This window comes from Acinetobacter sp. YWS30-1 (assembly GCF_033558715.1).
GTDB lineage: Bacteria > Pseudomonadota > Gammaproteobacteria > Pseudomonadales > Moraxellaceae > Acinetobacter.
This window is the reverse complement of the sequence record NZ_CP114606.1, coordinates 2,265,173-2,277,492: the sequence shown is the minus strand read 5'-3', so window position 1 is coordinate 2,277,492 and position 12,320 is coordinate 2,265,173. Positions and strand designations below refer to the sequence as shown.

Annotated in this window: 13 protein-coding genes; 11 read left to right on the top strand and 2 right to left on the bottom strand. The window is 41.8% G+C overall.

What is annotated here, in order from left to right:
* The first annotated feature begins 281 nt into the window (after nucleotides 1–281).
* The 6 genes from O4M77_RS10735 to O4M77_RS10710 all read left to right on the top strand — a co-directional run bounded on the left by O4M77_RS10735 (nucleotide 282) and on the right by O4M77_RS10710 (nucleotide 4,884).
* A complete protein-coding gene (locus tag O4M77_RS10735; RefSeq protein ID WP_162835329.1) occupies nucleotides 282–458 on the top strand; it encodes a hypothetical protein in 177 nt (58 codons plus the stop codon).
* A gap of 315 nt (nucleotides 459–773) precedes the next feature.
* Nucleotides 774–1,295 carry an acyl-CoA thioesterase gene (locus O4M77_RS10730; RefSeq protein WP_004784949.1) on the top strand — a complete coding sequence of 174 codons (522 nt, stop codon included), beginning with the start codon at nucleotides 774–776 and terminating at the stop codon, nucleotides 1,293–1,295.
* 145 nt (nucleotides 1,296–1,440) lie between these two features.
* Nucleotides 1,441–2,004, top strand: a complete 564-nt coding sequence (locus O4M77_RS10725) for a TetR/AcrR family transcriptional regulator (RefSeq protein WP_166137661.1) — start codon at nucleotides 1,441–1,443, stop codon at nucleotides 2,002–2,004.
* Between the two features lie 41 nt (nucleotides 2,005–2,045).
* Nucleotides 2,046–3,248 carry an MFS transporter gene (locus tag O4M77_RS10720; protein WP_166137658.1) on the top strand — a complete coding sequence of 401 codons (1,203 nt, stop codon included), beginning with the start codon at nucleotides 2,046–2,048 and terminating at the stop codon, nucleotides 3,246–3,248.
* Between the two features lies 1 nt (nucleotide 3,249).
* On the top strand, nucleotides 3,250–4,146 hold the full coding sequence (locus O4M77_RS10715; RefSeq protein ID WP_159123387.1) for a LysR substrate-binding domain-containing protein: 897 nt from the start codon (nucleotides 3,250–3,252) through the stop codon (nucleotides 4,144–4,146).
* Between the two features lie 123 nt (nucleotides 4,147–4,269).
* Entirely contained in the window at nucleotides 4,270–4,884 is a 615-nt protein-coding gene (locus O4M77_RS10710; RefSeq protein WP_166137687.1) for a glutathione S-transferase family protein, read from the top strand.
* A gap of 61 nt (nucleotides 4,885–4,945) precedes the next feature.
* Here O4M77_RS10710 and O4M77_RS10705 read toward each other — a convergent pair whose 3' ends face one another.
* A complete protein-coding gene (locus tag O4M77_RS10705) occupies nucleotides 4,946–6,550 on the bottom strand; it encodes a bifunctional 3-(3-hydroxy-phenyl)propionate/3-hydroxycinnamic acid hydroxylase (protein ID WP_166137655.1) in 1,605 nt (534 codons plus the stop codon).
* Between the two features lie 327 nt (nucleotides 6,551–6,877).
* Nucleotides 6,878–7,132, bottom strand: a complete 255-nt coding sequence (locus O4M77_RS10700; RefSeq protein ID WP_166137652.1) for a hypothetical protein — start codon at nucleotides 7,130–7,132, stop codon at nucleotides 6,878–6,880.
* A gap of 389 nt (nucleotides 7,133–7,521) precedes the next feature.
* Here O4M77_RS10700 and O4M77_RS10695 point away from each other — a divergent pair, with 389 nt between their 5' ends.
* From O4M77_RS10695 to O4M77_RS10675, 5 genes are all read left to right on the top strand, one after another.
* Nucleotides 7,522–8,526: a CobW family GTP-binding protein gene (locus tag O4M77_RS10695; RefSeq protein ID WP_166137649.1), complete on the top strand. Its 1,005-nt coding sequence runs from the start codon at nucleotides 7,522–7,524 to the stop codon at nucleotides 8,524–8,526.
* A gap of 100 nt (nucleotides 8,527–8,626) precedes the next feature.
* Nucleotides 8,627–9,157 carry a YaeQ family protein gene (locus O4M77_RS10690; protein ID WP_103799664.1) on the top strand — a complete coding sequence of 177 codons (531 nt, stop codon included), beginning with the start codon at nucleotides 8,627–8,629 and terminating at the stop codon, nucleotides 9,155–9,157.
* An 89-nt stretch (nucleotides 9,158–9,246) separates the two neighbouring features.
* The gene (locus O4M77_RS10685) at nucleotides 9,247–9,870 is read left to right on the top strand and encodes an MgtC/SapB family protein (protein ID WP_103799665.1); all 624 of its coding nucleotides are present in this window, start codon (nucleotides 9,247–9,249) and stop codon (nucleotides 9,868–9,870) included.
* Nucleotides 9,871–9,950: 80 nt separating this feature from the next.
* On the top strand, nucleotides 9,951–10,289 hold the full coding sequence (locus O4M77_RS10680) for an FKBP-type peptidyl-prolyl cis-trans isomerase (RefSeq protein ID WP_159123393.1): 339 nt from the start codon (nucleotides 9,951–9,953) through the stop codon (nucleotides 10,287–10,289).
* A 231-nt stretch (nucleotides 10,290–10,520) separates the two neighbouring features.
* Nucleotides 10,521–12,308 (top strand): GGDEF domain-containing protein, encoded by a 1,788-nt coding sequence (locus O4M77_RS10675; RefSeq protein ID WP_240904227.1) that lies wholly within the window; start codon nucleotides 10,521–10,523, stop codon nucleotides 12,306–12,308.
* Nucleotides 12,309–12,320: the final 12 nt, after the last annotated feature.

Here is a 12,320-nt window from a genome sequence, read left to right as displayed (position 1 = left end):
ATATTTATCGCTTTTCTCAAGTAGGTGAAAAATGGCTCATTTTTGTTCATCGTTTTTAGAGATGAGCTAATGTTTTCTACCTATTGAAAGTCACTTAAAGCCCAAGTTTCAATGGGAAATAAATATTTGAATTATAAAACTATAGTGATTTTATGAAAATGTTTTAAGGCTATTTTTTGATTTTAACAAAATTATTCACAGACTTAAGTTAAACAACTGTTCAAAAGCTTAGAAGATCATGACAGAATAAAAATCGACAGATTAATAAATGTAAAAGCCATATGAATCACATCGAAATTGGCCAGCAAGTCACACTAGCTCAGTTTGAAAATACGATTTTTACTGTAACTAAAGTTCATCCCGATGGTTCTTTTACCGTTGAAACTATATTGCATGGCCAGCAGACTTTAAGTTATGAGAATGTGGCGCGAGAAATGTTGAGACAGGTGCCTGCTTAATTCGAGGTTATTTTTTGTTAATGCATGCATTTTCCTAAACCGAGTTTTGCATGCTTAATGGAAAATCTCTTCATCACAGTGCATTGATTCAAGAAAATAATTTAGTGGATAAATTCCTGTTTATTTTATAGTTACTGAAAATAACTTTCTGATGATTTCTATGGATCCTCAGAGGGATATCTTTTTTTTTGTATGGAGAAAAATTTCATATCAAGAATTATGATGTTTTATTTGCCGAATTGAACATTTTATTTAGGCCAAAAACGCTATAATAATGGTCTATATCATTGTCATTCAAAGAGTTCAGAGAAAACGATGGCCCCTTTAGATCAAATTGCAACAGCATCGGATGACCAGTCAGAGTTAACGATGTCGGTTCTTATGACGCCAGATATGGCGAACTTTTCAGGAAATGTACATGGTGGAACAATTCTGAAATTATTGGACCAGGTTGCTTATGCTTGTGCGAGTCGCTATTCGGGTAGTTATGTCGTAACCCTGTCTGTAGACAAAGTAAATTTCAAAGAACCGATTCATGTGGGTGAGCTGGTGACTTTCCTGGCAAGTGTGAACCATGTAGGTCGTACTTCAATGGAAATTGGCATTCGTGTAGAAGCGCAAAATATTCAGAAACGTACTGTACGCCATACCAATAGTTGCTACTTCACGATGGTCGCTGTTGATGAAAATGGTAAGCCTAAACAGATTCCACCGCTGAATCTGGACAATGACTGGAAACGTTGCCGTTTTGAAGCAGCTGAACAACGTAAAGTTGCCCGTCTGCAGGAAAATCATCATCCTTCATGCAGTATCTATAAAAAATCAGCGCATAGCTAAGAACTAAACTTAATTTGCTTATTAAAAAGACCTTCAATGAGAGGTCTTTTTTTTTTGCCTATAAAATTCATTTAACTCTGGCTTAAGCTTGTTTTTTAATCTACTATGAAACGATACGTATCGTTTTGTTTTTTTGGTTTTAAGCATGAGTGAAGAAGAAAAATGTTCACGGCGTCAGCACAGTATTCTGCAGGCGGTTTCGGATGCACTGGCAGAAGGTGAATATCATCAGCTAACCATTGAAGATGTGGCTGCACGGGCAGGGGTTGGCAAATCTACGATTTACCGCTGGTGGAAACATAAATCTGAACTGGTACTAGATGCTTTCAAGCAGCGCACAGCAGGGGTATTTGAACTGGATGCTTCACAAAGCTTGCGCAGCAATCTGGTTCAACAGCTAACTCTGCTGGTTCAGGCGCTTAATCATCCGGTAGGCCGAGCTTTGCTGGTCGTTATGGCCAATCATCGGGAGCTGGCTGCAGACTTTTTTCAGCAGTATCTATTACCACGTCGAAAACAAACCCACCAATTGATTCAACAGGCCATCGAGCGTGGGGAATTACGTGCGGATTATCCTTTTGATCTGATGCTGGACACCTTGTACGGGCCGATTCATTACCAGATCATTTTCTTCAACCGCATGCCGGATGATCAATATATCCAGAATCTGGTAGATCTGGCCTTAAGCCCAGCTTTGATTTCTCCCTGAGTTTAGTCAGTTCTTAAATTTGTTTTTAAAAGTTGCGTGTTATGTCTGCTAGTCCTGAGCGCTTATGGAATCGCTCCTTTATTCTGTGTTTATTGAACAATCTGTTCCTGTTTGTCTATTACTTTGCCTTACTGACCATTCTGCCGGTTTATATCATGAAAGGTCTGGGCGGATCAGTCAAAGAAGCAGGTTTGGCTTTGACTCTGTTCTTAGTTTCATCCATCGCCATTCGACCTTTTTCTGGCATGATTATCGAGAAACTCGGCAAGAAATTGGCAATGCGCGGAGCCGGAGTTATTTTTGCCTTATTTTCCTTTAGTTATCTGCTGGTCGATAGCATGTGGTCATTATTGGCAGTGCGTTTCTTACATGGGATCTGGTTCAGCATACTGACGACGGTCACCGTTCCCGTTGCAAATGAGTTTATTCCGGAATCTCGTAAGGGTGAGGGCATGGGCTATTTTGTCATGTCGACTAATCTGGGTGTGGTATTTGGTCCATTACTGGCCTTAACCGTAGTTCAGTTCACCAGCTTTAAAGTGCTGTTTGGCTTGCTTGCCGTGATTATCTCTATCGGCTTGATCTTTTCCTTCATGCTGAAAATTACCGAATTAGCAAAACCTCAAGCTACAGTGGTCGAAAAATCAAAATTCAGCCTGCATGACATTATTGAAGTCAAAGTGCTGGCGGTGAGTTTTGTGGCACTGCTCACGGCTTTTGCTTACTCCAGTATCATGAGTTTTATCACGCCCTTTAGTGAAACCAAGCAACTACTGGCTTATACCGGCATCTTCTTTATTGTTTTTGCGGCCTCAATGTTGTTGGTACGGCCTTGGGTGGGCAAAATTTACGACCGTAAAGGACCAAGTGCAGTTATCTATCCTTCCTTTATTTTCTTTGCGATTGGCATGATGATTGTCAGTGTCATGTCCAGCCAATGGACTATGTGGTTGTCTGCGGTATTTATCGGAATTGGTTACGGTTCATTATTTCCATGTTTACAAACTCTGGCGATTCAATCTGTCGAAAAACAGCGTATGGGCCATGCAATTTCTACCTTTTTTACCCTGTTTGATATTGGACTGGCAGTGGGTTCAGTAGTGATGGGTATGATCATTGCGCAATACGGTTTTGAAAAGACCTATATGTTCTGTGCAGTGATGGTGATTGTCACTTTATTGATCTACCGTCAATATGTGGCCAGGAAGCGACCTTCGATTTCAGCATCCTTACCGGAAGAATAAAATGGAATTAAGACATTTACGCTATTTTGTTACAGTGGCTGAAGAGCTGAATTTCACTCGGGCAGCTGAAAAACTGAATACTGTTCAGCCTTCACTCAGTCAGCAGATTAAGGATCTGGAGCGTGAAGTAGATGCGCAATTGCTGGAGCGGAATAACCGCAAGGTTGAGCTGACCGAGGCTGGACAGGCTTTTCTAAAGGAAGCTCTGTTGAGCTTAGAACATGCGGAACGTGCCGTGCAGGCAGCCCGTCAGATCGCCCATGCACATAAGGGTCAGCTGAATATCGGCTTCGTACCGGTCGCGGAAATGAAAATTTTTCCTTATATCATGCCGAATATCCGTGCACATTTTCCTGAACTGAAAGCACTGTTTCATAGCCTGACCGATGCAGAACAGTTTAGCGCGCTGAGACAGGGCAGTATTGATATTGCCTTTACCCGCTACCGAGATCAGTCGGATGAGTTTGAGTCCGTTCAGATTTTTGATGAGCCACTGACGCTGATTGTGCCGAAAAATTCTCCGGTCGCAGAAATGCCCTATGTCAGCATCAAGAAGTTTGAGAATCAGGATTTTGTGATTAGTGATGAACAGGCCTCACCACAGCTGCATAAGATTATTGATGATTTCTTTAGGCAGTCAAAACTGAACGTGAATGTGGTGCAGTATTCCACCAATATTCTGCTGAATGTCAACCTGGTCGGCATGGGCGTCGGCTGGAGCCTGGTACCCGCTTATGTGATTCCTTTACTCGGCGATAATATTGTGGTGAAAAAAACGCTGGAACCTTTACCGATGATTGCTCTCTATGTCAGTTACCGTAAAAATAACCAGCATCCTGCGATTGAGCTGATTCTGAAAGTGCTCAAAGAAAAGTTTTGTGTAGACCTTTTTAAGTAAATTATTGATCTTCCATAAATGAAATGTGTTACAGAAATGATCTGTAGCACATGCTTTTTAATCGCAGAAGAAAATCGCTTTATACTGAAATTCAAAAAATAAGAAATCGGTTGAAGCAGAATGATGAAGCTCTATAACAACCCTCAGTCACGTGGCATGACCTTGCTGCCTATACTTAAAGAACTACAGATTGAAGACCAGCTTGAGCAGGTGGAAGTTCCTTTTAAAGATATGCATCAACCTGAATATCTTCAGATCAATCCGATGGGTAAAGTTCCCTGTCTGGTTGATCAAGGCGTCGTAATTTCAGAAATGGCGGCTATTATCATCTATCTGGCAGATAAGTATCAGGACAAAGGATTGGCACCCGCTTTAGATGATCCCAAGCGTGGTACTTATTTAAAATGGATTTTCTTCTGTCATGGGCCACTGACTGAATATATTGATGTAAAAAATTTACAAGTATCTCAAGAACAGATTGAAAAGGTCCGAACCAGTTTAAGTTTTGGTAACGAAGCCGCGGTATTTGATTTTTTTAAACGAGGTTTGTCGCAGGCCAAGCCTTATCTTTTAGGTGAAAAAGTTTCTGCTGCAGATCTATATGTGGCCTATTGTCTGATCTTCGCAATTAGTACCAAAATTTTGCCGACGTTGGAAGAATTTAAACCTTTCCTACAGCAAATGGCACGTCGTGATTCTCTCAAAGATATTTCATGGTTTGAGCAATACCGAACTTAGCTTCTATGTTCATCTATAAATAAAAACCACGCCGTAGCGTGGTTTTTTTGACTGAGGTCAATTATTTGACATGGAGCTTGTTAAATAGCGCCTGACTTGTGCTTTCTATAGATTGAGGAATCGCTAAGGCTGCCACGAAGCGGTCTGGACGCAGGATGACGATAGAGTCCTTGGTCTTGCCGAACCAGGTACGAATGTCCGTACCGATATCACCAATGGTGATCACATCTTCGTATTGCTTACGATGTTGATTAGACAATTGAACTGTAGGAATAACCTGGATAAATTTTACGCCAAGTTTTTTCCACTGTTGTATCGTTTGCTTGCTTAAGCCCCATTTCGGATCCACCCCCCAGGCAATGATGGCAAAGTCATTGCCAATCACTTCATCCAGCAATACAGTTTCATCAGACTCCAGTTTCACCTGCGGCTGAATGAACATCTTGCCGACTGGAGAGTCTTTCTGAGTATTGGCCAGCAGGGCACCATCATGATACTTCGGCATAGGCTTAAAGCGCATTTCCAGCAGGTACTGTTTGATTGGCTTGATATAGTTCAATGCGTAAGCAATACCGTCACGAACAAAGCCTTGCCATTTTTTTGGTGGAGCAAGGACGTGGCCTGCCATGACTGAAAGATCGATCATCGCCTTGGCATGATCCTTACGTTCTACCTGGTAAGAGTCCAGTAATTCATGGCTTGCTTTACCCTGGATCACCAATGCAACTTTCCAGGCCAGGTTAAAGGCATCACGCATACCGCTGTTATAGCCTTGGCCTTGCCATACCGGCATGATGTGTGCAGCATCACCAGCAAGCAGAATACGGTCAGCACGGAACTTATCTGCAATACGTGCATTGTGGGTATAGACACGTTGACGAATCACTTCGATTCCATCGGTATTCGGTAAAACTTTAGATAGTAGTTTGGCAATATTTTCTGGTTTGCTGAGTTCTTCCTGAGTTTCGCCTGGCATGACCATGAATTCGAAGCGGCGAATGCCATGCGGCAGGGCAGCTGATACATAAGGACGCACCGGGTCACAGCATAGATAAATATGTGGGGTTGCCAATGGGTCATTATCGATATCAATCACGATCCACTGGTTTGGCGCAGTTTCACCTTCGAATGGAATGTTGAGGGTACGGCGTACATAAGAGTTTCCACCATCACAGGCAATCAGGTATTGCGCACGAATGGTTTCTAAGCTGCCATTTTTAGTCTGAACATTTAAAGTTACACCCTCAGCATCCTGGCTGAAATGTGTCAGATGGCGAGAGAAAAGTACTTCAGTTTTTTTATATTGTTTGAGGCCTTCTAGCAGAACGTTATCTACTTGTGGCTGAATGAAAGCATTACGGCGGGAGAAACCAAATTCACGAGTCAGTGGCTGAATGTCTGCGAAGCAACGGCCTTTGGGTGTCAGGAAGCGCATGGCATGATTCGGGGTAGTATGCGGCAAGACCTGATCAACCAGTCCCAAAGATTGAATGGTACGCAAGGATTCATCATCAATGCCGATGGCACGCGGATAATCGATCAGACTATCTAGCTGTTCAACTACGGTGACTTGTATACCCTGTTTGCTTAAATAGTTGGCAATCGTTAAGCCTACTGGGCCAGCCCCCAAAATCGCCACTTCAGTGGTGTAATTTGTATTGCTCATCGCGAATGTCCATTCCATCAATTCAGGATTGAGACTATTAAGGAACAATCAATAGCGCTAAACAAGCTAGTCCATAGTAGGTCATGTCTATCAAAAAGATTTAGTTGAAAAGAATTTTATTTTAATAAGTTATTGATAATAAATAATAATATTTAAATTTATTCATAAGATGAATGAATCCTATGATCATTTCTGGCTATAGTGAATAGCCTATAAGGTATAAAAAAGCTGAATCACGCAGTTGCATGATTCAGCCTTAGTCTACATCCGGCAGCATAGGTTAAACCTACTGGAGATTTACTGCACGAGATGTTGCTTTAAACCTGATTAACGAGTCGATGTCGACTTAGTCGTTTTTTTACCATCTTTGTCTTCTGTAGCAGCTTCAGACGCAGCAGGCTGGTCAGCAGGTCCAGCTGTGGTTACATTTGGATTTGGGTTATTCGTTGCAGGAAGTTCCTGAGTTATCACAGTGACTTTCTGTTCCTCAGTGGTCTTCGTGTCAGTGGTGTTGTTTGCTGCAAAACTGGTAGCTGCGGCTGCAGTAAGCGTTGTTGCAAGTAAGATTTGTGCATATTTCATGTTGAGCATCCTTTTTATTACATTTATAAACTGCCGAATGACCATCACATCAATCCGGCAGGAATTCATCCTAAGCATGAAAATTTTATGGAGCAAAGCAATTAACAAAAGCCGCACGAAGCTGTTAAGCAAGCAAATACAATCATTGGAAATTTGTTTTCTTCTGTTAAATGTATAGGAAATTGTTAGCTGGAAATGTGTGTAAATATTTCAAATATAGCGTTTAAGTGAACTAGTTAACGGTTAAAAAGTACTTACTACAGACTGTTATTTTTATTTGAACCGAGATAAATAGAATCTAATCATCCAAGAATGAACATTTTTGCAAGAGTCCAGTGTTCTATAATAGTCAGGTTTACTACTTCTAATTCTATCTTTGAGAATCAATTTTGAAAGTTCTTGCCGCTCAGCAGCCTATTCCTGTACACATCATTTCCGGATTCTTGGGTGCTGGTAAAACCACTTTATTAAAATATTTACTGAGCCAGAAACCGGAGCAAGAAGTCTGGGCTGTGCTGATGAATGAGTTTGGTCAGATTGGCGTCGACCAGCAATTACTGCCTCAGGATCAGGGCTATGCAGTGAAAGAATTGCTGGGCGGCTGTTTATGTTGTAGCAGTCAGTTGCCAATGCAGATTGCTTTATCCCGGCTATTGTCAGAAACCAAACCGGACCGGCTATTTATTGAACCTACAGGACTCGGACATCCCGGGCAACTGCTGGAACAGCTCACCGAACCGCATTGGCAGAGTCATTTGAAAATGCAGGCTCTGGTCACGGTAGTCGATGGTTCACGTTTACATGATCGGGACTGGACGCATCAGAACCTGTATGCGGATCAGCTGAAAGTTGCCAATATCATGGTTATTTCCCATGCTGATTTGATGACTGAAACTGATCATGCTGCTTTAACTGAACTCAAGTCTGAGTATCAGCCATATGCCCAGCACTGGCTGATGATAGAAAACGGACAGCTGGATATTGAGCAAATCAAACAGGATTATCAGGGTGCTTCACGTCAGATTCAGCCACTGCTCAAGCAACAGCGCCAAGTGTTGGGAGAGGTGCCGGCTGTCGTACATCAGTTGCCTTATCATTATGTTGAAAGTGCACAAGGCTATCAGGTGGCAGGTTGGAAATTGCCAAAACGCTGGCAGTTTGATTTTTATGATCTGCTGGATCTGCTTTGTGAGCAGCAGGATTGGCTCAGAATCAAAGGGATTTTTAATACCAATCAGGGCTGGAAAAGCTTTAATTTCAATCCTGATCAGTTTAATTATCAGTCTGCCGAAGAAGGCATTGATAATCGGGTAGAAGTGATTTACCAGACCTCACGTGACTGGCTGGAATTTGAAACCGCCTTAATGCAATGCCGGATTGTTCAGGAAAAATAACTTCGAATCTGCGTGTTGAAAATAGCTGGATAAGATGAAATCTGTTCAGCAAAAATGCAATAAATCTTATATGCTAGGCGCCAAATTTGAGGATTGTATTATGGCGTTAAAAGCGACAATTTATAAGGCAGATTTGAACGTTGCCGATATGGATACCCATCGTTATGAAGACTATCAGTTGACGATGGCGCTGCATCCTTCGGAAACCATTGAACGTCTGATGGTACGTATTCTGGCTTATGCACGTTTTGCTGGCGAGGCGCTTGAATTTACCAAGGATCTGTTTGAGACTGATGAGCCAGCGCTGTGGGAAAAAGACCTGACTGGCCAATTATTGAAATGGATCGAAGTGGGTTGTCCTGACGAAGATAAAGTCAAAAAAGCCAGCGCACGTTGCAAACAGGTCGCAGTAGTTGCTTATGGTTCTTCAGTTGATGAATGGTATAAACGTAATTCCAAACTGAAAACGCTGTCGAATGTTGAGGTCTGGAAAATCTCGACCGCCAGCACTGAAGCGGTACAACAGTTATGTGAACGTACCATGCAGCTGCAACTGAATGTCATGGATGGCGAATGGACCTTGATCGGTGATCAGGCCCAAGCTGTAATTGAATGGGAACAGTTACAATAACAGCCAATAAGGATGCAAGTCTCGGCTTGTATCCTGATTCAGAAATTGCGTATACCTGACAATAATAAAAATGAAACAGGGATAAATATATGCATCCGGATCTTTATCGTTTGCTCATTGCCCTCGGTATTGGTGCAATTATTGGTGCAGAACGCGAATATCGCAGTAAGTCTGCCGGTTTGCGGACTATGATCATGGTCAGTCTGAGTTCCTGCTTGTTCACGATTATGTCAATCAAAATTGGTCTGGATAGTCAGGATAGGATTGCAGCCAATATCCTTACTGGCTTGGGCTTTGTCGGTGCGGGAGTTATCTTTAAAGATGAAAACCGGATTTCAGGCATTACGACAGCGACAACCATCTGGATGACAGCAGCACTGGGCATGGCAGCTGGCGCGGGTTATGAATGGCTGAGTCTGTTTGCTACTTTTATTGTATTAATCGTGCTGATTTTTCTGATCTATGTCCAAGAGGGAATAGAAACTTTAAGTCAGGCACGAACCTACCGAATTATCTGTCCTTATCAACGTAAAACCTTAGAGCAATACGAAGAATTATTTAAAACTTATAATATGAAAGTCGTTCGCAGTGTGCAGCATAAAACGGAACACCGTATTAGTGGACGCTGGATTTTAATTGGCTCCGCCGAAAATCATAAAAAATTGACTAACTATTTACTGAATGATTCAAATATCCAGGAACTCAGCTTTTAATCCTTTAAGCCTCAAAGCTAAAGGAATTCTGTCTAATCCCGTTTATACTATGCGTATTTGCCAGAGAAAGGATATTGGTCATGACCAAAGAGCTAGAAATTATTGATTTGAAAGTGGGTGAAGGTAAAGAAGCGGTTAAGGGCGCGCTTATTACGACTCATTATACTGGCTGGCTAGAAGATGGCACCAAGTTTGACTCATCACTGGATCGTGGTAACTATTTTGAAACCGTGATTGGCACTGGCCGTGTGATCAAGGGCTGGGATCAAGGGATTATCGGTATGAAAGTAGGCGGTAAGCGTAAACTAATTGTGCCTGCTCATTTGGCTTATGGTGAACGTAAAATGGGGAATATCATCCCGGCCAATTCAAACCTGATTTTTGAAATCGAACTGTATGATGTTAAAACACGTGATTGATTCACTGAAATAAGCTTCATTCATTGTGATGAGTGAATGTTGAACGGGTGAAGTCATAGCTAGATGGACTTCATCCGATGAGCTACAAAAAAAGCTTTGCACTCCCTGCTATTCGACGTAGATTATAAGAAGAATAAAGCACTTTTCAGGAAAATACTGTCTTTGCAAAACATGATAAGGAATGTCTATTCTGTAATATTGATTTGGAGCATTAGCTGGGTCCTATTAGTGATGATTCCAGTTTTCGCCCAGGCATCTCTTGAATCTTCCTCTGTCACGCAGCACAGTCAACCGCATATTTCCGAAATTCACTTTACTGAAGATCATAGTAGCCAATTGCCCCAAAATTGGCAGTTTTATCCAAACCAGTTTATTACTGAACCAAGTTCCGTACTTACTCCGCAAGAGGTTCAATTACCCGCTTCATTTAAAGACCTGACCGGTTCAAATATTGGCTATGGAACCTTTATCGGACATTTCAAAATTCCATCAGAATTTATCGGACGTCGGATCGCCGTGCATATTCCGGCTGAATATGGTGCCTATCGAATCTATATCGATGGAAAATTTATTCTGCGGCATGGGGAAATTGCGAAAACAGCGGAAGAGCAGAGAAATGAAAGGGCTCCTCGAATCGGTTATTTTGTTCCTGAGAGTGAATATTTCACCATGAGTATTCAGGCCTCAAACTATACCCATCTGCATGGCGGGATTGAACAGCCTATACGCATTGGAACAGCCGGAACTATTAACCGTCAGTATCAGCAGCTTATGATGAGCATCAGTATAGTCTGTGGACTGGTGCTTGGGGTGGGCTTTTTCACGATTCTTTTTTCAATGTTTAGGGGATCAACAGAACGCAATAGCAAAAGTATTTTTATCTTTGGCTTGTTCATTATTTTTCTGGCCCTGCATAACTTTTTTGCAGCGCCGTATGCCTATTCGATCGTGACTAAGCTCGGTTGGCTATGGGGAACACGCCTAGAATATCTGTTCACTTTCCTGGCGATTCTATTTTTCCTCAGTTATATGTACCTGTTTAATCAGCGCTATTTGCATCGATTTATTTATAGTGTTGCCGCAGGACTTTTACTACTGAACTGTGTCGTAACCCTGTTGACCGATCCGGAAAATTTTCAACGTCTGGCCTTGTATAGTGCGATTTTCGGGATAGTCGTGGTGGTCAATTTTATCTATGGCTTTTATCAGACTTTACATCATAAAGACAATTATTCGCGCTTGACTCTCTATGCGGTCATTTTTCTATGCCTGACCTTTATAAATGACTATTTATTGCTGATCAATGTGATTGAAAGTGTGCATCTGTCTTTTATCTCGACCAGTCTGTATGCCGTGATCATCATGTTTCAGCAGTCGCAAAATTATGCCCATCAAACCTATGCGACAGAGCAGTTGAATATGAATCTGAAAGAGTTAAATAATTCACTCGATCAGAAAGTCAAAGCACGTACCGAGCAATTACGTGAACTGAATGCCAAACTCGAACATCAGGTGAATATTGATGCTTTGACGGGTGCCTTTAACCGCCGTGCTTTAAATGACCAAATCCAGCAGCAGTTTTTATACTGTCAGCAACATCCACACAGTACACTGATTTTTGCCATGCTCGATGTCGACTATTTTAAAAACTACAATGATTATTATGGGCACTTAAAAGGAGATGAAATTTTACAGAATCTGGTCAAGGTCATTCAGACGGTACTCCCCGAATCCGCGTATTTAGCCCGTTATGGTGGAGAAGAATTTGCGATTCTACTTACTGATGTACCTGTCCAGGCAGCATTTCAATCTCTGGAAAAAGTCTTAATCAAGATTCGCGAACAGCAATTTGAACATTTAAATCGCACAGATGATAAATCCTATGTCACGGTTAGTATGGGCATTTCTTGGATGGATCAAGCACATCTCTATCCAGATATTCATGCACTGATGAAAGCGGCAGATGTACAGTTATATGCGGCTAAGCAGGCAGGGCGAGATCAACTTAAAATGACATAAAAAAGTTTTAAT

What these genes read in the sequence shown, in the direction of transcription:
- O4M77_RS10700 (WP_166137652.1), bottom strand. Translation starts at nt 7,132, where the DNA reads ATGAAATATGCACAAATCTTACTTGCAACAACGCTTACTGCAGCCGCA.
- O4M77_RS10710 (WP_166137687.1), top strand. Translation starts at nt 4,270, where the DNA reads ATGAAGCTCTATAACAACCCTCAGTCACGTGGCATGACCTTGCTGCCT.
- O4M77_RS10675 (WP_240904227.1), top strand. Translation starts at nt 10,521, where the DNA reads ATGATTCCAGTTTTCGCCCAGGCATCTCTTGAATCTTCCTCTGTCACG.
- O4M77_RS10705 (WP_166137655.1), bottom strand. Translation starts at nt 6,550, where the DNA reads ATGAGCAATACAAATTACACCACTGAAGTGGCGATTTTGGGGGCTGGC.
- O4M77_RS10690 (WP_103799664.1), top strand. Translation starts at nt 8,627, where the DNA reads ATGGCGTTAAAAGCGACAATTTATAAGGCAGATTTGAACGTTGCCGAT.
- O4M77_RS10715 (WP_159123387.1), top strand. Translation starts at nt 3,250, where the DNA reads ATGGAATTAAGACATTTACGCTATTTTGTTACAGTGGCTGAAGAGCTG.
- O4M77_RS10680 (WP_159123393.1), top strand. Translation starts at nt 9,951, where the DNA reads ATGACCAAAGAGCTAGAAATTATTGATTTGAAAGTGGGTGAAGGTAAA.
- O4M77_RS10725 (WP_166137661.1), top strand. Translation starts at nt 1,441, where the DNA reads ATGAGTGAAGAAGAAAAATGTTCACGGCGTCAGCACAGTATTCTGCAG.
- O4M77_RS10730 (WP_004784949.1), top strand. Translation starts at nt 774, where the DNA reads ATGGCCCCTTTAGATCAAATTGCAACAGCATCGGATGACCAGTCAGAG.
- O4M77_RS10685 (WP_103799665.1), top strand. Translation starts at nt 9,247, where the DNA reads ATGCATCCGGATCTTTATCGTTTGCTCATTGCCCTCGGTATTGGTGCA.
- O4M77_RS10735 (WP_162835329.1), top strand. Translation starts at nt 282, where the DNA reads ATGAATCACATCGAAATTGGCCAGCAAGTCACACTAGCTCAGTTTGAA.
- O4M77_RS10720 (WP_166137658.1), top strand. Translation starts at nt 2,046, where the DNA reads ATGTCTGCTAGTCCTGAGCGCTTATGGAATCGCTCCTTTATTCTGTGT.